Raw genomic sequence first — 19,432 nt, 5'->3', positions numbered from 1 at the left:
GCGGGGTCCTTGTTACGGAAAACGACGGCGGGCGTTGGCTTCCCGCGCGGCGCGGGCCACTTCCACCGGCACAACCCGGCGTCCGACCGGCCATAGAGCGATGGCGGCAATTTTGAAATTGGCGATCCCGACGGGGATGCCAATCAGGGTCAGGCACTGGGCGATCCCCGCCGCAATATGCATCACACACAGCCACCAGCCGAAAAAGATCAGCCACAGAATATTGAGCAGCGTTCCGCCGGTGTTCATCAGCGTACTTTTACTGTCAGGCTCCAGTTCATCCACGTGAACCGCTTCGTTACCGTAAGGCACCAGCGAGAGTTTGGTGATTTCCCAGCAGGAGCGCGTCAGCGGCAGGGTGAAGATCAGCACCACGCTGACCAGCGTCGCCAGCAGCCAGGAGAGGGTAGTGACAAAACCACCCAGCACAAAATTCAAAATATTCAGAACGGTACGCATAAAACCTCAATTCTTGCCGTAATGTTGAAGCCCTGCTGATTGTAACGTTTTTTTGCGCTGGAGCACCTGAAAACTGGCAGTTAAACTGTTATGCAATTATTCACGTCGTGGATCAGGCTGGACATGGAACTGAAAGCAACATCGTTAGGCAAGCGCCTGGCACAACATCCGTACGACAAAGTCGTTCTGCTCAACGCCGGGGTCAAGGTCTCAGGCGAACGTCATGAATATCTCATCCCTTTCAACCAGCTATTGGCCATTCACTGCAAACGCGGCCTGGTCTGGGGGGAGCTGGAGTTTGTTCTGCCCGATGAAAAAGTGGTCCGTCTGCATGGCACCGAGTGGGCGGAAACCCAGCGTTTTCACCACCATCTGAACACGCTCTGGCAGCAGTGGAGTGCTGAAATGAGTGAGGTGGCGGCGCAGGTCCTGCAAAACGCGCTGAATGACATTGCCGCAACAAATGAGCAAAACAGCTGGCTGACGCGGGAAAAAACGCTCGGTTTGCAGCAAAAAATTCGCCAGGCGTTACAGGCCTTGCCATTGTCCGTCTCACGGCTCGACGAGTTTGATAACTGCCGGGAAGCCTGGCGTCAGTGTCAGGCCTGGCTGGAAGACATTGACCAGAGCAGGCTGGCGCACAATCAGGCGTGGACCGACGCCATGCTCAGCCAGTATGCCGACTTTTTTGCCGGTATTGAGTCTTCCCCCCTCAATCCGGCCCAGGCCCGGGCGGTGGTCAATGGCGAGTCGTCGCTGCTGGTGCTGGCCGGTGCCGGTAGTGGCAAAACCTCGGTGCTGGTGGCCAGGGCAGGCTGGCTGCTGACCCGCAATGAAGCCTCTGCCGATCAGATTTTACTCCTGGCCTTTGGCCGTAAGGCGGCCCAGGAGATGGATGAGCGGATCGAGGCGCGGCTGCATACCCGCGACATTACCGCCCGAACCTTCCACTCCCTTGCCCTGCACATCATTCAGCAGGGGAGTAAAAAGGTGCCCGTGGTCAGCGAGCTTGAAAATGACACCGCGGCGCGGCAGAAGCTATTTATCGATGCCTGGCAGCAGCAGTGTAGCGAGAAAAAAGCGCAGGCCAAAGGCTGGCGCCAGTGGCTGGAAGAGGAGCTGAACTGGGACGTGCCGGAGGGCAGTTTCTGGCAAAACGAGAAGCTGGCGCGCCGACTGGCACCCCGGCTCGATCGCTGGGTAAGCCTGATGCGCATGCACGGTGGCGCTCAGGCAGAGATGATTGCCGGCGCCCCTGAAGAGGTGCAGGCGCTGTTTTCAAAGCGGGTGAAGTTGATGGCACCGCTGCTTAAGGCGTGGAAAGCTGCCCTGAAAGCAGAAAACGCCGTTGATTTTTCCGGCCTGATTCATCAGGCGATCGTTATTCTGGAAAAAGGTCGTTTTATCAGCCCCTGGAAACACATACTGGTGGATGAGTTTCAGGATATCTCCCCTCAGCGTGCGGCGCTGCTGGCGGCGCTGCGGGCACAGAACAAGCACACCACTCTGTTCGCCGTGGGGGACGACTGGCAGGCGATCTATCGCTTTAGTGGCGCACAGCTGTCGCTGACTACCGCGTTTCATCACTACTTTGGCGAAGGCGATCGCTGCGATCTCGATACGACTTACCGGTTCAATAACCGGATCGGTGAGATTGCCAACCGCTTTATCCAACAGAACCCGCATCAGCTGGCAAAACCGCTGAACAGCCTCTCGGCAGGGGACAAAAAAGCGGTCACGCTGCTGGCAGACGATCAGCTTGATGCCCTGTTGGATAAGCTCAGCGGTTACGCCAGACCGGAGGAGCGCATTCTGGTGCTGGCGCGCTATCACCATCTCAAGCCCGCCAGCCTGGAGAAAGCCGCGACCCGCTGGCCAAAGTTGCAGCTGGATTTTATGACCATCCACGCCAGCAAGGGGCAGCAGGCGGACTATGTCATCGTCGTGGGGTTACAGGAAGGAAGCGACGGTTTCCCGGCGCCTGCGCGCGAATCGGTCATGGAGCAGGCTCTGCTGCCTGTGACTGAAGACTTTCCTGATGCCGAAGAGCGGCGATTGTTATATGTGGCGATGACCCGCGCCCGCCACCGGGTCTGGTTGCTGTTCAATAAACAGCAGCCGTCACGCTTTGTGGAGATGTTGAAAAACATCGATGTGCCGGTGGCACGGAAACCGTAGGCCGGGTAAGGCGAAGCCGCCACCCGGCAGGACGGGCATTTACTTCAGACGTTCAGCCAGATAGCGCTGATAATCCGGGATCAGGATCTCCACCGGCGAGTTGAACTGTGGGGATTCGATAATAAAGTCCGCCGTCGACAGGTTAGTAGCGACCGGAATATTCCACACCGTTGCCAGACGCAACAGGGCTTTTACGTCCGGATCGTGCGGTACTGCATTGAGCGGGTCCCATAAGAAGATCAGCACATCAATCTTTCCTTCCGAAATCTGGGCGCCCACCTGCTGATCGCCCCCCATAGGGCCGCTCAGCATGGCATTCACCTGCAGCCCGGTCTCACGATGGATCAGGTTGCCGGTTGTTCCGGTGGCCGAAAGCTGATGTTGTCCCAACAGGGATTTATGGCGCTGAACCCAGTTGAGCAGCATCTGTTTGCAGTGATCGTGCGCGACAAGGGCGATATGTTTGCGTTCCGGCAGTGTGCGGGTTGTGAGTTCCATAGTCTCTATCCGTTAGTTAACTGGCTACAGATTACTGGAAGCACCTGACGCTGCAAGAGAAAGGGATAAAAAATGCGGCTCAGGACGAGGGTTGTTGCTTCGCCCATTGCAGGAAACGGCTTCGGGTCTCGGGATCGGCCTGGGCAAACCAGTATTTCAGGCGCTGCTCCGTCATGCTCTGGGATTGCGGTGGCGGCATATCCAGTTCAGACACGCCGGACAAGAGCGTGCTGTCATCCGCCATGGTGGTAGAAAACTGCGGTATCGAGGCGCTCTGCCCGGCTTTGTTATAGCGCTCGGTATCGTACTCGTAATTGACGCCGTTCGGCGTATTGGTGATCGCCAGAATATCCAGCTTGACCGGAATCGGGGTCGCGTCACCATCCAGCAATTCGATTTGCGGTGATTTATCAAAAAGTTGTGACTCTTTTTCTGTTTCCAGCCGCGGAAGGCTAAAATTAACCTGACTGATCCGCTGGGTGTTAAAGCTGGCGACCAGAGGAGGGGAGATATAGATGCGCTCCTCGTGATTGCCAAGGCGAATGGTTTTTTCTACCCGGAAGACAATCTGATGCGGACCGTTGTCCAACTCTATGCTATCGGCGCCGCGCAGCAGGGAACTGGAGACTTTTTTGCCATCAAGTACCAGCAGGTCGATGTCTGTAGAGAGCCGCAGCGTTGTGGCGAAAACGCAAACCGGCATGAGCAGCGCAAACAGACTCCAGGCAATGCCGGTTTTCATAGAGAGCCCTCTTAAAAGACATGCGTCTTGAATAATGTATCAAAATTTTTCGTTAATCATATTTACTAACATATAGACAGAGTCCGGCAATTTGCCCTCATACAGACGTATGGGATGAGAAGATACTTAACGGCGTTGATACCCGGTTTGAACGAGCCAGGAGGAGATAAATGAAAGAGAACAACATAGCTGACATCCTTACCACCACCCGAACCATTGCGTTGGTAGGGGCGAGTGATAAGCCCGATCGCCCGAGTTATCGGGTGATGAAATACCTGCTCGACCAGGGCTACCACGTGATCCCGGTATCACCAAAAGTGGCAGGTAAAACATTGCTGGGCCAGCAGGGATACGGCACCCTGGCGGAAGTACCGGAAAAAATCGACATGGTGGATGTGTTCCGCAACTCTGAAGCTGCCTGGGGGGTGGCGCAGGAAGCCATTGCGGTCGGGGCGAAAACGTTGTGGCTACAGCTCGGGGTAATCAATGAACAGGCGGCGGTGCTGGCACGGGATGCAGGCCTGAATGTGGTGATGGATCGCTGCCCGGCCATTGAGATCCCACGTCTCGGGATGGCGAAGTAATAAAAAACCCGGTCAGCCGTGGGCTACCGGGTTTTCATTAGTTACGCAGGCGCGGCGCCTGCAACTGTTTGCGGATCGTTTGCGCCAGTTCATCCATCGATGGCTGTTCAGGATGTTCATCCTGCTGTTCGCTACTTAACTGGGCTTCGGCAAGATAGGTATGCACGGCCTGGCCATCGTCATCTTCCATCACCACGTGGTACCAGGGCGCGGCGCGGAGTTCTGCATTCACCGCCAGCTCATCCGCTGACGGCTCGTCGAGAGAATATTCCGGGTCGATATCCACGACCACACCCAGATAACCTAACAGGGAATGGCGGACCTGCTGGCCGATACCGAATTTGCTGGCATTCATAGTCACCTCCCGGGAAACGTTACTTACACTATAGGTGTGGGCAACATTCCACTTTTCAAGTTACATGATGCGACAGGCAAATCCTTTCAGATACAGCCCTTCCGGATAGGTAGCGATCACCGGATGATCGGCCGCCTGACGGAACTGCTCTATAAATTGTACATCACGACCAGCATCTACAGCGGCATCCGCGATAATTTTCTGGAATAATTCGGTGGTCATCAGGCCGGAACAGGAGAAGGTCAGCAACACTCCGCCCGGATTAAGCAGCTGGATGGCGAGCATATTAATGTCTTTATACCCACGACAGGCGCCCATCAGCTGGTTTTTATTTTCCACGAACTTCGGCGGATCCATGACGATCACGTCAAACGTCTCGCCCTGGTCGCGGTATTTGCGCAGCAGCTTAAAGACGTCATCGCGCACAAACTCGGCTTTACTGAGATCCAGCTTGTTCAGCTCGACGTTCTGCTTCGCCACGTCCAGCGCTTCCTGGGACGTATCCACGCTCACCACCTGACGACATCCGCCCATCAGCGCCGAAACCGCAAAACCGCCGGTATAGGAGAAGCAGTTCAGCACGCGCTTGTCGGCAACGTACTGGCGTGTTGCCAGACGGCTGTCGCGCTGATCGAGGTAGTAACCGGTTTTGTGGCCGCCCTGAATATCCACCAGCAGTTTCATGCCGTGCTCTTCGATAGGCAGCAGGGCAGGTGGCAGTTCTCCCGTTACCGGACCCTGGGTCAGTTCCATGCCCTCTTTTTTACGCACCGCGACGTCGCTGCGATCGTAAATGGCACACTCAGGGAACAGCGTCTGCAGCGCGCTGATTAACGCCGCGCGTTGATACTCCGCCCCCGCGCTTAGCAGCTGCAGCACCAGGAAATTGCCAAAACGGTCGATGGTCACGCCTGGCAGACCGTCGGATTCACCGGCGATCAGACGATAGCTGTCCAGCCCGTCGCGTTTTGCCAGCCAGTCGCGCCACTGCTGCGCCTGCTCCAGGCGACGGACAAAGAAGTCGATATCGATGGATTCATCTTTATCAAACGTCCAGACGCGCGCCCGGATCTGGGACGCAGGCGAGTATGCGCCGCGCGCTAACCATTTACCCTGGTGGTCAACGATATCGATGGTTTCACCGAGGCTGGCTTTGCCTTCCATACGGGCAACTGCACCGGAGAAGACCCAGGGATGGTGGCGCAGCAATGATTTCTCGCGCCCTTTGGCTAACACTAAACGTACACTCATAATTTTCTGTTCTGTCGATTCCAGGGAAATGGCGCGTAGAGTAGCACAGATGGTCAGTGGCAATCATCTGCGGACACTATTGAGCGTTTCGGCACATTTTAAAATCGCTCAGGCACATTATGAATTCGTCGTGAGCTTTACAGTGAGGTTTCCGGTTCAGCAAAAGGAAACCACAATGAAAAAGCACATTGCCATCGCCGTCATTACGCTGGCGACAATCAGTTTTACTGCGTCTGCGGCGTTGCCGTTTAGTCTCAGCAGTCAGGATATCGCCGATGGCCACCCCTTAACGCAACAGCAGGTTTTTACTGGCTTTGGCTGCAAGGGAGGAAATGCCTCGCCACAGCTGGCCTGGCAGCATCCCCCGGCGGGCACAAAAAGTTTTGCCATCACGGCCTACGATCCAGCCGCCCCCACGGGCAGCGGCTGGTGGCACTGGACCCTGGTCAATCTTCCCGCTCACACGCTGAGCCTGCCCGCTGGCGCCGGAAAAACGGACAGCGATAAATTACCCGCAGGGGCGGTGCAGGGGCGGAACGATTTCGGGTATGCTGGCTTTGGTGGGGCGTGTCCGCCGGAAGGGGATAAACCGCACCCCTATCAGTTCACCGTCTGGGCGCTGAATGTGGATAAACTGCCAATCGACAGTAATGCCAGCGGCGCGCTGGTCGGTTTCATGCTCAACAGCCATGTACTGGCTAAAGCGCAATTAACCGCAACATACGCACGATAAAAGGTGGTCCGGTGCAGGATTTTCATTTTCAACATAATCATCTGACAGCGGCTGAGGTCAATGCCAGCAAGATGCATCGCCTGCACCACGTAAAGCTTTTTTACCCGGCCATTTGCCATATTACACACGGCAGCAAGGTGATTATTCAGGATGAGCGGCGCTTAGTGGCGACGCCGGATGAGCTAATCATTATTCCGGCGAATACCCCAATGGAGATCATTAATCAGCCCGCGCAGGAGCTGTTTCATTCCGATCTGCTGCTGTTATCCCCCGACATTATCGCCGAGTTTAAAACGCGCTACCTGCAATCCTGGCCGCGCGCCAGAACGGACTCGTTGTGTGCTCCGCTCAGCGAAGGGCTGGTCTTTATGTGGAGCAATCTGCTGCATGCGGTGCGGCACGGTTTTCCGGAAGAGCTGCAAAAGCATCAGGCCTTCGGGCTCCTGCTGGCGCTGCTGCATGATGGGGTGGCAGGGCCGCTGCTTATCGAGAGAAATATCAATCTTACCGAGCAGGTACGGCATTTCATCATGGTGTCGCCCGGTAAGGCATGGACCGCGCAGGAGATCGCCAGCCGTCTGGCCGTAAGCGTACCCACCTTGCGCCGACGCTTACGGGAAGAGTCGCAAAGTTTTCGCCAGATTGTGGAGGAGGTACGCATGGCGGTAGCGCTCTCGCAGCTACAGTCGACCCGCCTGCCCATCGGCGAGATCGCCATGCAGTGCGGGTACCTGTCCAGCTCGCGTTTCACGGCCCGTTTCCGCCAGCATTACGGCTGTTTGCCCAAAACGCTACGCTAAACCTGGAGCCATAATTTGCTATTCTTTGGGTTCAGGTCAGGCATGGATAAGGGGAGGGAGTATGGCAAATGTCTGCATCATCGCGTGGGTTCACGGCACGGTTCAGGGTGTGGGCTTTCGTTACAGCACGCAGCGAGAAGCCACGGAGCTGGGGCTGACCGGTTACGCGCGTAATATGGATGACGGAAGCGTCGAAGTGGTGGCCTGCGGCGAGGCGGAACAGGTCGATAAACTGCTCGCCTGGCTTAAGGCGGGCGGGCCGCGCATTGCACGGGTTGAAAAGGTTCTGTCAGAACCGCATCAACCCGGCCGGGAATACGTGAACTTCGGTATTCGCTATTAAATGCACTTCACGGGCTTAGGCAGACCGGCGATTTTGGTTGCCTGTTTTGCCGGGCCTTTCGGGAACAGACGATAGAGGTAGCGGCTGTTGCCTTTCTCCTCGCCATACTTATTGGCCATCGCTTTCACCAGCATGCGGATGGCGGGAGAGGTGTTAAATTCCAGATAGAATTCGCGCACAAAGCGCACCACTTCCCAGTGCTCTGGCGTCAGGGCAATAGACTCTTTTTCGGCGATAATCGCCGCCAGCCCTTCGCTCCACTGGCTGGTCTCTTTCAGATAGCCTTCGCTATCGGTCTCAATCTCTTTACCTTCAAAGTTCAGCATAATCATCACGGAATTATCGAAAACCGCGACAGTTTACCAAAAAAGAAAGCCCCGCATAAGCGGGGCTGGTTATAGAGCACTGTCGGTTAATCGCGGCTGGCGAAGCCCAGGATGCTCAACAGGCTGACGAAGATGTTGTACAGCGATACATACAGGCTCACGGTAGCGCGGATGTAGTTCGTCTCACCGCCATGAATGATGTTGCTGGTTTCCATCAGGATCGCCCCGGAGGAGATCAGGATGAACACGGCGCTGATAGCCAGGTGCAGAGCTGGCAGCTGCAGGAAGATGTTCGCCACCATACCGATCAGCACTACGACGATGCCCGCCATCAGCATACCGCCAAGGAAAGACATGTCCTTGCGGGTGGTCAGCACATAGGCAGAACAGCAGAAGAAGACCAGTGCTGTCCCCCCCAGCGCCAGGCCGATCAGATCGCCCATACCGGCAGACAGGTAGGTGTTAAGCATTGGCCCCAGGATGTAGCCCAGGAAACCGGTGAAGGCGAACGCCGACAAAATACCTACCGGCTTGTTAGCCGTTTTGTAGGTCAGGAACATCAGACCATACATACCGACCAGGGTCAGGATCAGTCCCGGCGATGGCAGCATCAGTACGGTGCTGGCGGTGGCCGTCAGCGCGGAGAAGGCCAGCGTCAGGCTGAGCATAAAGTAGGTATTGCGCAGCACCTTGTGGGTGCTGAGTAGCGATGTGCGGTCGCGTGAAGAACTAATAATACGATCCATGAGTCACTCTCTTATGACAGATGTAATTGACGGCAAGAATAGAAAACGACGCGCCGGTTATAAAATGGTTTTACCCATCTTTACTCAGCATCTTAGGTATTGAGGTAGCATGAAATGTTTCGCAATGCGCTCAATGCAGCACGAACCCCGGTTTGTCAGGATTAATCAGATCAAGCTCTTATAGGTCACTGAAATATATTGCCTTATTCCAGCCCCAGCGCTAAGAGTTATTTTGCATCGTCAAAACTAAACTATAAGGCGAAGGACATGAAACCCTCATCACAAGCAACATTTACCCTCTCTTTACTGACGGCAGGCATCCTGTGCGCAAGCACAACGGCGTTCGCCGCCAGTGTACCGGCAGGAACAGAGCTGGCAGAGAAGCAGGAACTGGTCAGGAATAATGGCAATGAGCCGGCATCGCTCGATCCGCATAAAGTCGAAAGCGATGTCGAATTCAATATTATCAGCGATATATTCGACGGGCTGGTGAGCGTCTCGCCGCAAGGTGAGATCCAGCCGCGGCTGGCCGAGAAATGGGAGAACAAAGACAACACCGTCTGGACCTTCCATCTCCGTCCGGGGATTACCTGGAGCGACGGTACAGCGATTACTGCCCAGGACGTAGTCTGGAGCTGGCAGCGGCTGGTGGACCCCAAAACCGTCTCGCCGTATGCCAGCTTCCCAGGCAACATGCATATGGTCAACGCCACCGATATCGCCGAGGGGAAAAAAGCCCCTGATACCCTGGGGGTGAAGGCGCTGAACGACACCACTCTGGAAGTGACGCTGGATCAGCCCAACGCGGCATTTCTTGCCATGCTGGCGCACCCGTCGCTGGTGCCGGTGGATAAGGTCCTGATTGGTCGCTACGGCGATAAATGGTCCAGGCCGGAGCACTTTGTTGGCAGCGGGGCCTATACCCTCAAGCAGTGGGTGGTCAACGAGCGGATCGTCGCCGAGCGCAACCCGCGCTACTGGGACAATGCCCATACGGTGATCAACAAGGTGACTTATCTGCCCATCACCTCCGAAGCCGCCGACGTGAACCGCTACAGGGCGGGTGAAATCGATATCGCTTATACGCTGCCTATCAACCAGTTCGCGCAGCTGCAAAAAACGCTGGGCAAAGAGGTGGATGTTTCCCCGCAGCTGGCAACCTACTACTACCAGTTCAATACCTCCCGGCCGCCGTTCAACGATCCGCGCGTGCGCAAGGCGCTGAACCTGGCGCTGGATAAAGAGATTATTGCCGGAAAGGTGCTGGGGCAGGGGCAACGTCCGGCCTGGGTGATTAGCCAGCCGGATATCGGCGGGGTGAAACTGAAAAATCCGGATTACGCCAGCTGGCCGATGGATAAACGCATCGCCGAAGCGAAAAAACTGCTGAACGAAGCAGGCTTTAACGACGGCCACCCGCTCAGCTTTAACCTCCTGTATAACACCTCGGAGTCACACCAGCGGATTGCCATTGCCGTCAGCTCGATGTGGAAGAAAAACCTCGGCGTGGAGGCGAAGCTGCAAAACCAGGAGTGGAAAACGATGCTGGACACCATGCATACCCACAACTTTGACGCGGTGCGCTACGCCTGGATCGCCGATTTCGACGATGCGGCGACTTTCCTGAATAACTTCCGTACCGGTGACAGTCAGAACACCAGCCAGTACAGTAATGCGGCCTATGACGAGGCGCTGGCTAATGCCGCGAAGGCGAAAACCACCGCCGAGCGCGGGGCATTTTACCAGCAGGCCGAAGATCTGCTGGCGCGGGATGTCCCGGCTATTCCGGTCTATCACTACGTGCGCACCCATCTGGTGAAGCCGTGGGTGGGCGGATTTACGCCGGATAAGCTGGGGTACTACTTCACCAAAGATATGTATATCAAAAAACACTGAGCAGTCAGCGCGTGATTTTGTGCTGATAAAATGGTCAGGGTGTTGGCTATTCAACCGATTAACCGCATTTTGACTATTTTTCAGGCGAACGATCGCGGGCACGCTTTACAGGGCGCAAGGAGCTGTTTATAGTTCGCCTCATTCTGGAAGTGTGGCCGAGCGGTTGAAGGCACCGGTCTTGAAAACCGGCGACCCGAAAGGGTTCCAGAGTTCGAATCTCTGCGCTTCCGCCAGATTAGATAAGCCCTGCGATAGCAATATCGCGGGGCTTTTTCTTTTGTCGTTTTACCTGTCCGATGACATTATGTCAGCCAACTAAAGACCCGATCTCAATAAATTAAACCCAGTAATCACAAGGAGATAATCCGATGACAATGTCATCAGCACCTGCATAAGCAGCGTAAATTTGCTAACCTCAAAGAGGTGATTCCTCACATCCGGATTAATGGAATAGATAAAATATGAGTGAAAATAACACCATCCCCCAGAAGTCTGAAAGCAAGATTAACAAAGCGGTATTCTATACATCTGCTTTGTTAATTTTCCTTCTCGTTGCTTTTGCAGCGATTTTTCCTGACGTAGCTGACAAAAATTTTAAACTGCTACAGCAGCAAATATTCACCAACGCCAGCTGGTTCTACATCCTGGCGGTCGCGCTGATCTTACTCAGCGTAACGTTCCTGGGGTTGTCGCGTTACGGCGATATCAAACTTGGCCCCGATCATGCCCAGCCCGATTTCAGCTATCACTCCTGGTTTGCCATGCTCTTTTCAGCGGGTATGGGGATCGGCCTGATGTTCTTCGGCGTGGCCGAGCCGGTTATGCACTATCTCTCTCCACCGGTAGGTACGCCCGAGACCGTCACCGCCGCGAAAGAGGCGATGCGGCTGACCTTCTTCCACTGGGGGCTTCATGCATGGGCTATCTACGCCATTGTGGCGCTGATCCTGGCCTTTTTCAGCTACCGGCACGGCCTGCCTCTGACGTTGCGCTCGGCGCTTTATCCCATTATTGGCGACAAAATTCATGGTCCGATAGGCCATGCCGTTGATATTTTTGCCGTTATCGGTACCGTTTTTGGGGTGGCGACCTCGCTGGGTTATGGCGTGCTGCAGGTGAACGCCGGGCTCAATCATCTCTTCGGGGTGCCCATCAACGAAACGGTGCAGGTTATCCTGATCGTGGTCATCACCGGGCTCGCGACAATTTCCGTGGTCTCCGGGCTGGACAAAGGCATTCGTATCCTGTCCGAGCTTAACCTGGGGCTGGCGTTACTGCTGCTGGCGCTGGTACTGTGCCTGGGGCCAACCGTGCTGCTGCTGAAATCCTTCGTGGAAAACACCGGCGGCTATCTCTCCGAGCTGGTGAGTAAGACGTTCAACCTTTACGCCTACGAGCCAAAATCCAGCAACTGGCTGGGTGGCTGGACGCTGCTCTACTGGGGCTGGTGGCTCTCCTGGTCACCGTTTGTCGGGATGTTTATCGCCCGCGTCTCCCGCGGCAGAACCATCCGTGAATTCGTCACCGGCGTGCTCTTTGTTCCCGCGGGCTTCACGCTGATGTGGATGACCGTCTTCGGCAACAGCGCGATCAATCTCATCATGCGCGAGGGGGCAACGGATCTGGCGAATACGGTGCAGCAGGACGTTGCGCTGGCGCTCTTCAACTTCCTTGAGCACTTCCCGTTCTCGTCTGTGCTGTCGTTTATCGCCATGGCGATGGTCATCGTCTTCTTTGTCACCTCGGCCGACTCCGGGGCGATGGTGGTGGATACGCTGGCATCCGGCGGCGAGGCCAATACTCCCGTCTGGCAGCGCATTTTCTGGGCCGCGCTGATGGGCGTGGTGGCGATTGCGCTGCTGCTCGCGGGTGGGTTAAGCGCGCTGCAAACCGTCACCATCGCCAGCGCGTTACCGTTTTCCATCATCCTGCTGATTTCCATCTACGGGCTGCTCAAAGCGCTGCGTCGGGATTTAACCAAACGCGAGAGCCTGAGCATGGCGACGATTGCGCCGACCGCTGCCCGCAATCCTATTCCGTGGCAGCGTCGTTTACGCAACATTGCCTATCTGCCAAAACGATCGCTGGTGAAACGCTTTATGGACGAAGTCATCAAACCGGCGATGATCCTCGTGCAGGAGGAGTTGAGCAAGCAGGGCACGGTGAGTCGAATCAGCGATGCCTCCGACGATCGTATTCGTCTTGAGGTGGACTTAGGCAACGAACTGAACTTCCTCTATGAGGTGAGGCTGCGGGGCTATAACTCTCCGACCTTTGCCCTGTCGGCGATAGACAACGACGAACAGCAGGCGGAGCAACACCGATACTATCGTGCGGAAGTCTACCTCAAAGAAGGGGGACAGAATTACGACGTGATGAGCTGGAACCAGGAGCAGCTGATCAACGATATTCTCGACCAGTACGAAAAGCATCTGCACTTCCTGCATCTGGTTCGTTAACATCACTATGCCGCCTCCTCAGGCGGCATTTTTTATGCCCAACTACGCGGCTATGCCGTGTTTGCACGCCCCCTTTAAAATCCTTCTTCTATACTCAGTTACGTTTAGTGATCTATGCCGCTGTTTTTCTTACTGCCTGAGTTTTTCGCTATTGCCCATGCAAGTCGCAGCCGCATAAATCCACGAGCCTGAAATATTGGTTAATTTTGTTTTGATAGGGGGAGTTCCTGGTATGTTACATTCTCAATCCTCCCGCGCTGGCACGATATTGCTGCTGCTGGCTGCGGTCATTGGCGTCGCGGTGGCGTTATACGCCTGGCTGACGCCTCTTACCGGCGTTACCGATACCATCGGTGCGCTGGGCGTCGCCATTGCCAGCGCGGTACTGGCGGTACTGACCTTGATGTTACGTGCCGCATCTGGTCGTGGGGCGCGTATCTTTCTGATTATCGTCACCCTCGTGGTACTCATTGGTATTGGGTTCGCCGCCGCGCTGCTGCACCAGTACATCATTACTGCAGCGATGGTGGTCGGCCTGATTGGTCTGATTATGCTGAGCAGCAAGCCCGTTCACCACAATACCCGCGTCAGAGCCTGAGGAGTCTCACCCGTGTATAACGATAAACACTACCCCTTTATGAAAGTCAGCATGACGGCGCTGGCGCTGCTGATCGCGCCACTCTCTGTGCAGGCGCAGGAGAAAGCCACTGAGGCCTCTCAGGGAACGCAAGAAGAGCTCAACGTGGATGCAGCGGATCAGCAGGCGCCGGGAACCACCAAAACCACCGATGAAGCCTCTACCGGGCAGAGTGAGGGACAAAAAGTGGCTTCGGCTGAGCAACCAGCGACCCCGCTGGTGCCCTCTGCCGCCACCTGGGACAGCTTCCACGGACAGCTTAACGCGCAGAAATACAGCCCGTTGACCCAGATCACGGCGGAGAACGTCGGTAAATTGACCAAAATCTGGGAGTTCCATACCGGCGATGTGTCGGATGGTAAAGGCGACACCCCTGCAACCGTCTGGTCAGCAACGCCCATTTTTGCTAACGAGACGCTCTATATCGGTACTCCTTTTGATCGCCTGATTGCGCTGGATCCGGGCACCGGGAAAGAGAAGTGGCACTACGACACGAAGTCTTCGCGTAAAGCGCTAACCCAGCCGGTGCTGAAAAACCGCGGCGTCTCCTACTGGCAGGCCAAAGAGCCGGTCGCCGGTGAAGCCTGTCAGAAGATCGTCTATATGGGCACCGTGGACGGCAAGCTCTTTGCGCTGGATGCCGATTCAGGCAAACCCTGCACCGGTTTTGCGGACAACGGCGTGCTGGATGTGAATCAGTGGAACACCGTTAATGCCAAATTCCCGCTCTCCATCCTGCAACCGCCAACGGTGGTGGGTAATCACCTGCTGGTGGGCTGGGCCGGCAAAGACTGGGCTTATGCCGAAGCACCTCCGGGCACCGTATTTTCTATCAATGCCCAGACCGGCGAGCGGGAATGGTCCTTCGAGGCGATCCCGGAAGAGATTCGCCAGCGCACCGGGACGGCCAACGTCTGGACGCACATGTCTGCCGACGAGGCCAACGGCCTGGTTTATCTGCCGGTCTCCTCTCCGTCGCCTAACTACTGGGGCGGTAACCGTGTAGATGCGATCCCGCTTGGCACCTCGACAACCGCGCTGGATATCAATACCGGTAAAGTGGTCTGGTCCCGCCAGTGGGTGCATCACGACGTGTGGGATTACGATATCAACTCCGCGCCAACGCTGATGGATATCACCGTAGACGGCAAGCAGATCCCGGCGCTGGTACAGGCCACCAAGCAGGGCTTCCTGTTTGTGGTTAACCGTCTGACGGGGGAGGACGTCTGGCCTATCGAGGAGCGTCCGGTGCCGCAGGGCGACGGTTCAGTGCAGGGGGAAAAACTTTCGCCAACCCAGCCGTTCCCGACCAAACCTGCGCCGCTGCTCGATCAGTCGAAAAAGCCGGAGATCTGGAAGCTGGCCGATATGGTGGGTGCCGGTCAATGTTCCCGCCTGTGGGATAACCTGACCTATGAGGGGATGTACACACCGCCTACCGCCAAAGGCGAGGGGGCGCTGACCTATCCGGACAGCGCCGGTGGCGTGCAGTGGGGCGGGGTGGCGTTCGATCCGAATAAGCAGATCGCTATCGTCAACACCTCGCATATCGTGCAGTACGTGAAGCTCTACAGCCGCGAAGATTACGATAAAGCCGATAAAACCGCCGGTAACGAGAGCGGCTTTGCACCGCAGGAAGGCGCGCCTTACGGCATGCGTCTGCTGGTCGCCAATAACTGGCTGGGCATGCCGTGCTGGAAACCGCCGTTTGGTGAAATCGTCGCGCTGGATATGCATACGGGTGACGTGAAGTGGCGTCGTCCGGTTGGCGCCTCGCAGCAGTACGGCTTCTTTATGCCGGAAAGCTGGGGCTCCCCAACCATCGGCGGACCGGCTATCACCGCGGGTGGCGTGATCTTCATCGGTGCCTCTATGGACGCCAAAGTACGCGCTTATTCCGTGGAAAGCGGTGAAGAGCTATGGTCCGATCAGGTTGAAGCCCCGGCTGTGGCGAACCCGTCGGTCTATGAGTACAAAGGGCGTCAGTATGTGGCGTTTGTCGCGGGCGGGAATACGATCCTGAAGGATCAGGTAGGCGACCAGGTTGTCGTTTACGCCCTGCCTGAATAATTCCTCGACGCGCAATGTCATCATAATGGGGCCTGCGGGCCCCTTTTTATATTCACTGCTCGCTCAATCCGGGCACTGACTCGCCAGCCATTGTCCGACAATGGGCCATAATGTTTCCGCACAGCGCGTGCGGAAAAACCCCATATGCCCCACGCCGGGCAGGCCAAAATCCGCATGACGGATCTCGCGGCGGTCGATTTTTGCGTTTTTGACCGGCTCTATCAGGCGCGTAATGGCCTCAGGATTAGCCCACGGATCGTCGTCAAACCCCATAACCATCAGAGGGAGCCTGACCTCAGCCGCTCTTCGACGCGCATCCCAGTCAGGATCGTCGTAGAAGTAACCCGGCATGGCGCTCCAGCGCCCCCACTGCCGCATGACAGGCGCCGGTAAATCTTCTCCCAGCCCGAGGCGTTTTGCCGGCATATAACCAAATATACGGCAGAGGAGTGGACCGAGAACGCGCAGCAAGCACCAGACGCGCACTTTTTCCGCCGTCTGTTTTATGGAGCGGGTCACCCCGGCGTGGGATGCCACAATGACCGCAGCCTGAAGATGCCGGGTAGCCGTCGACAGCAGAACGGCGTGCCCACCCACGCTGTGCCCAACAGCCAGCAGGCTAAGATCGGGGAAACGTGACCTGGCCCAGGCCGTGATGCAGCCCACATCCTGTTCGATCCAGTCTGACATGGAGACATTGCAGCTGCGGAGCATCCCCGACGTTGAACGACCTGTACCCCGAAAGTCATAGGTCAGGACGCTGAATCCATACTCGTAAAGATACTCAGCAAAACGCTGATAAAATTCCTGCACAACCGCTGTCGCGGGGTGAAGGATAACCAGCGCGCGGGCATCTTCTCTCTCCCAAAGCGTGGCAGCGAGAGAGTCGCTTTCATTTAGCGGTATCATCATTGAATGCATAGGTAAACCTTGGTTGAGTGGTCATACCAGTTATGAATAAAAGACAATAGCCGCTTCTGATGAGTCTGGCGATTTTTTCTTGTCTGGAATTTGACGGTTGTCAGCAGAAGATGATGCGTGCGGGGGTGTACAAAAGGCGAACACATTCAATTTCCTGAATTTTTTGCTTTACATAACTTCCAGAGATGTTTATAGTGCGCCTCACTCTGGAAGCGTGGCCGAGCGGTTGAAGGCACCGGTCTTGAAAACCGGCGACCCGAAAGGGTTCTAGAGTTCGAATCTCTACGCTTCCGCCAAATTTAAAAACCCTGCGATAGCAATATCGCAGGGTTTTTTGCTTTTGTGCTTTTTCAGCAAAAGTTGACGTCTTCTGCGCAACTTATTTCCCTGGTTGAAGGTAAGCGCTGTCATAAATTTTATCGATACGTGATTTTGCCACTAACATCATTTTCATCGAAACATGATTGATCTAACATAAAATTATCTACTCTGCGGACGTGAGGCGAAGTGCTACATTGAATGATAAAAAGAAAAGCACCATCAAAGATGTCGCTGCTTTAGCCGAAGTATCAATCGGTGTTGTCTCCCGTGTATTGAATCCCGGTACCGGTTCAGTTTCCGAACGTACCCGGCAGCGGATTATCGCTGCCATGCAAACCCTAAGTTACACCCCGCAGAGCGCCGCGCGTGAACTCAAGACAAACCTGAACAATACCATCGGCTTGGTTGTGGCCGACATCAGTAACGACTTTTTCTCTGAAATTTCGGATCTCATTGTACGGCGCGCTCGCGAAATGGGGATGAACGTCATCCTGGTCACGACGCAGGAAGATCCCTTGCTTGAGCGGGAAAGCCTGGAAATGTTGATGCAAAAGCGGGTCAAAGCCATCATCGCAACGCCGACAAGCGCTAATAAGGATATGTGGCAATCGATCAGTAACATGGGGATAGCGATCGTGTTTATCGATCGCTATCTGGAGGATTTTACAGGCGCCAGTGTTATTGGGTTTAACAATGAAACCTCTGCTCGCCAGGCGACCTCTTATCTGGTCGAGCAAGGCCATCGGCGTATTGGGTGGATAAGTGGGCCCCTCAATACATCCACTTCTTTGCAAAGACTGGAAGGTTACAAGAAAGGTCTGCAGGCGCAGGGAATTGAATGTAATAAACAGCTTATCGCAGTGAAGAATTTTCGCGATCCACACGCCAGCCAGTCGCTTGATGAATTGCTGTCGCTTGCAGATCCACCGACAGCAATCATTATTGGCAATACGTCAATCGCACCGGTCATCATGTCGCGGATCCGCGATCTAAAATTGGCTGTGCCCGATGACCTTTCCGTCATCGTTTATCATGACAGTCACTGGAGTCGTCTACTGAGCCCGTCCATTAGCGTTATAAAACATCCCCTTGAAGAACTGGCCAGTAAAGCACTGTTGAGTTTATCCAGTGAACAGCAAAAACCCTGCGAACTGGATAGCATATTAGTTAAAAGAGAAAGTGTTTCCAGGATTAAATAGCCACATTATTTAAACGCTGAATTTGCTTAATAATGGCGCAATGATCCAGGTCACCCTCTCCGGCATCAATCATCTGGCTGAAGAGTTGATTCACTGTTTCTGTTAACGGTAGGGTCAAATTAAGCTGCTTCGCCAGTGCTACAGCACTGCGCGTGTCTTTAAGCTGCCACTTTGCAGCGCCCCGAGCTTTAAAGTCCCCTTTAACCATGCGTTCGCCCTGGTGTTGCAACAATGTGGAATCTGCAAACCCGCCTAGTAGGGCTTCGCGCACTTTTTCTGGATCGGCACCGCCGCGTTGCGCGAGAGTAAATGCTTCTGACAATAAACTTAAGGTTCCGGCGACAATAATCTGGTTTGCAAGTTTGGTGAGCTGACCGGCTCCAACTTCTCCGACATGCGTGACTTTCCCCAGGTGTGATAGCAAAGGACGAAGGCTATCAATGAGCTGCCTGTTTCCTCCCGCCATTAAGGATAATGAACCTTTCTCTGCGCCTGTTGTTCCGCCGGAAACAGGGAGATCGACATAGTGGGCCTGAACACTATGGGCCTTACGCGCTTGTTCAACCACAATGTCCGGCGACAGGGTACTCATCATGAGGATGATTGTATCTGGACCAATGTACTGAAGTGAGTCGTGATTGAATATCACCTCATCGCACGCTGTTGCATCACTTAACAAACAGATGATGAGCTCACTGTCAGCCAGTAACTGCGAAGCAGATTGTTCGATCTTTACGCCAGCGCTTGCCAGTTGCAGCGCTTTTTCTTGCGACCTGTTCCACACCGTGACCGAATATCCGGCAGCGACAAGTCGACGCGCCACTGGTTGTCCCATCAACCCCGTACCCAACAAGCCAATACGCATTTCGCTTTTCATTTGTCCTCCTGATATACCCGCAACAGTAGCCGTTGCG

Annotated in this window: 19 protein-coding genes and 2 tRNA genes; 12 read left to right on the top strand and 9 right to left on the bottom strand. The window is 55.2% G+C overall.

Annotated elements, in window-relative coordinates; all coding sequences use genetic code 11:
• Positions 1-12 precede the first annotated feature (12 nt).
• Positions 13-459 (bottom strand): YccF domain-containing protein, encoded by a 447-nt coding sequence (locus ACOKCT_RS01660; protein ID WP_103178960.1) that lies wholly within the window; start codon positions 457-459, stop codon positions 13-15.
• A gap of 123 nt (positions 460-582) precedes the next feature.
• Here ACOKCT_RS01660 and helD point away from each other — a divergent pair, with 123 nt between their 5' ends.
• Complete coding sequence (gene helD / locus ACOKCT_RS01655) at positions 583-2,637, top strand: DNA helicase IV (RefSeq protein ID WP_103178961.1); 2,055 nt, start codon at positions 583-585, stop codon at positions 2,635-2,637.
• 39 nt (positions 2,638-2,676) lie between these two features.
• Here the strand turns inward: helD and mgsA are convergent, their stop codons facing one another.
• Positions 2,677-3,135 (bottom strand): methylglyoxal synthase, encoded by a 459-nt coding sequence (mgsA, locus tag ACOKCT_RS01650; protein WP_156654227.1) that lies wholly within the window; start codon positions 3,133-3,135, stop codon positions 2,677-2,679.
• A 79-nt stretch (positions 3,136-3,214) separates the two neighbouring features.
• Positions 3,215-3,877, bottom strand: a complete 663-nt coding sequence (csgI, locus tag ACOKCT_RS01645) for a curli synthesis inhibitor (RefSeq protein ID WP_103178963.1) — start codon at positions 3,875-3,877, stop codon at positions 3,215-3,217.
• Between the two features lie 170 nt (positions 3,878-4,047).
• On the opposite strand from csgI, the gene ACOKCT_RS01640 reads away from it, so the two are divergent.
• Complete coding sequence (locus ACOKCT_RS01640; RefSeq protein WP_103178964.1) at positions 4,048-4,461, top strand: CoA-binding protein; 414 nt, start codon at positions 4,048-4,050, stop codon at positions 4,459-4,461.
• 37 nt (positions 4,462-4,498) lie between these two features.
• Here ACOKCT_RS01640 and hspQ read toward each other — a convergent pair whose 3' ends face one another.
• Positions 4,499-4,816: a heat shock protein HspQ gene (hspQ, locus tag ACOKCT_RS01635; RefSeq protein WP_103823342.1), complete on the bottom strand. Its 318-nt coding sequence runs from the start codon at positions 4,814-4,816 to the stop codon at positions 4,499-4,501.
• A 60-nt stretch (positions 4,817-4,876) separates the two neighbouring features.
• Positions 4,877-6,067 (bottom strand): 23S rRNA (cytosine(1962)-C(5))-methyltransferase RlmI, encoded by a 1,191-nt coding sequence (gene rlmI, locus ACOKCT_RS01630; RefSeq protein ID WP_420193094.1) that lies wholly within the window; start codon positions 6,065-6,067, stop codon positions 4,877-4,879.
• Between the two features lie 175 nt (positions 6,068-6,242).
• On the opposite strand from rlmI, the gene ACOKCT_RS01625 reads away from it, so the two are divergent.
• The 3 genes from ACOKCT_RS01625 (at position 6,243) to yccX (ending at position 7,943) form a co-directional block, all read left to right on the top strand.
• Positions 6,243-6,800: a kinase inhibitor gene (locus ACOKCT_RS01625; protein WP_156654230.1), complete on the top strand. Its 558-nt coding sequence runs from the start codon at positions 6,243-6,245 to the stop codon at positions 6,798-6,800.
• Between the two features lie 71 nt (positions 6,801-6,871).
• Positions 6,872-7,600 (top strand): helix-turn-helix transcriptional regulator, encoded by a 729-nt coding sequence (locus ACOKCT_RS01620; protein ID WP_371816550.1) that lies wholly within the window; start codon positions 6,872-6,874, stop codon positions 7,598-7,600.
• A gap of 61 nt (positions 7,601-7,661) precedes the next feature.
• On the top strand, positions 7,662-7,943 hold the full coding sequence (yccX, locus tag ACOKCT_RS01615; protein ID WP_103823338.1) for an acylphosphatase: 282 nt from the start codon (positions 7,662-7,664) through the stop codon (positions 7,941-7,943).
• Here yccX and tusE read toward each other — a convergent pair.
• Positions 7,940-8,269, bottom strand: coding sequence for a sulfurtransferase TusE (gene tusE, locus ACOKCT_RS01610; RefSeq protein WP_103181060.1), 330 nt, complete (start codon positions 8,267-8,269; stop codon positions 7,940-7,942). The two genes, yccX and tusE, sit on opposite strands and share 4 nt — an antisense overlap.
• An 86-nt stretch (positions 8,270-8,355) precedes the next feature.
• Positions 8,356-9,015: an FtsH protease modulator YccA gene (gene yccA, locus ACOKCT_RS01605; protein ID WP_103823337.1), complete on the bottom strand. Its 660-nt coding sequence runs from the start codon at positions 9,013-9,015 to the stop codon at positions 8,356-8,358.
• Between the two features lie 267 nt (positions 9,016-9,282).
• Between yccA and ACOKCT_RS01600 the strand changes: the two genes are divergently transcribed.
• From ACOKCT_RS01600 to ACOKCT_RS01580, 5 genes are all read left to right on the top strand, one after another.
• Positions 9,283-10,911 (top strand): ABC transporter substrate-binding protein, encoded by a 1,629-nt coding sequence (locus tag ACOKCT_RS01600; RefSeq protein ID WP_156654233.1) that lies wholly within the window; start codon positions 9,283-9,285, stop codon positions 10,909-10,911.
• 145 nt (positions 10,912-11,056) lie between these two features.
• Positions 11,057-11,144 (top strand) — tRNA-Ser (locus ACOKCT_RS01595).
• 228 nt (positions 11,145-11,372) lie between these two features.
• Entirely contained in the window at positions 11,373-13,370 is a 1,998-nt protein-coding gene (locus ACOKCT_RS01590) for a BCCT family transporter (protein ID WP_103178972.1), read from the top strand.
• 232 nt (positions 13,371-13,602) lie between these two features.
• Complete coding sequence (locus ACOKCT_RS01585) at positions 13,603-13,968, top strand: hypothetical protein (RefSeq protein WP_103823334.1); 366 nt, start codon at positions 13,603-13,605, stop codon at positions 13,966-13,968.
• Positions 13,969-13,980: 12 nt separating this feature from the next.
• Positions 13,981-16,077 (top strand): pyrroloquinoline quinone-dependent dehydrogenase, encoded by a 2,097-nt coding sequence (locus ACOKCT_RS01580; protein ID WP_103178974.1) that lies wholly within the window; start codon positions 13,981-13,983, stop codon positions 16,075-16,077.
• Positions 16,078-16,140: 63 nt separating this feature from the next.
• Here ACOKCT_RS01580 and ACOKCT_RS01575 read toward each other — a convergent pair whose 3' ends face one another.
• The gene (locus ACOKCT_RS01575) at positions 16,141-16,998 is read right to left on the bottom strand and encodes an alpha/beta fold hydrolase (protein WP_420193093.1); all 858 of its coding nucleotides are present in this window, start codon (positions 16,996-16,998) and stop codon (positions 16,141-16,143) included.
• Positions 16,999-17,206: 208 nt separating this feature from the next.
• Between ACOKCT_RS01575 and ACOKCT_RS01570 the strand changes: the two genes are divergently transcribed.
• Together ACOKCT_RS01570 and ACOKCT_RS01565 are read left to right on the top strand one after the other, a co-directional pair.
• Positions 17,207-17,294: transfer RNA gene (locus tag ACOKCT_RS01570), tRNA-Ser, on the top strand.
• A gap of 219 nt (positions 17,295-17,513) precedes the next feature.
• Complete coding sequence (locus ACOKCT_RS01565) at positions 17,514-18,518, top strand: substrate-binding domain-containing protein (protein WP_420193092.1); 1,005 nt, start codon at positions 17,514-17,516, stop codon at positions 18,516-18,518.
• On the opposite strand, the gene ACOKCT_RS01560 is transcribed toward ACOKCT_RS01565, so the two are convergent.
• The gene (locus ACOKCT_RS01560; protein WP_103178976.1) at positions 18,511-19,395 is read right to left on the bottom strand and encodes an NAD(P)-dependent oxidoreductase; all 885 of its coding nucleotides are present in this window, start codon (positions 19,393-19,395) and stop codon (positions 18,511-18,513) included. The two genes, ACOKCT_RS01565 and ACOKCT_RS01560, sit on opposite strands and share 8 nt — an antisense overlap.
• Positions 19,396-19,432: the final 37 nt, after the last annotated feature.

It is taken from the genome of Leclercia sp. M-A074-M (genome assembly GCF_965195605.1).
Classification (GTDB): domain Bacteria; phylum Pseudomonadota; class Gammaproteobacteria; order Enterobacterales; family Enterobacteriaceae; genus Enterobacter.
This window is presented reverse-complemented; position numbering and strand designations above follow the sequence as displayed.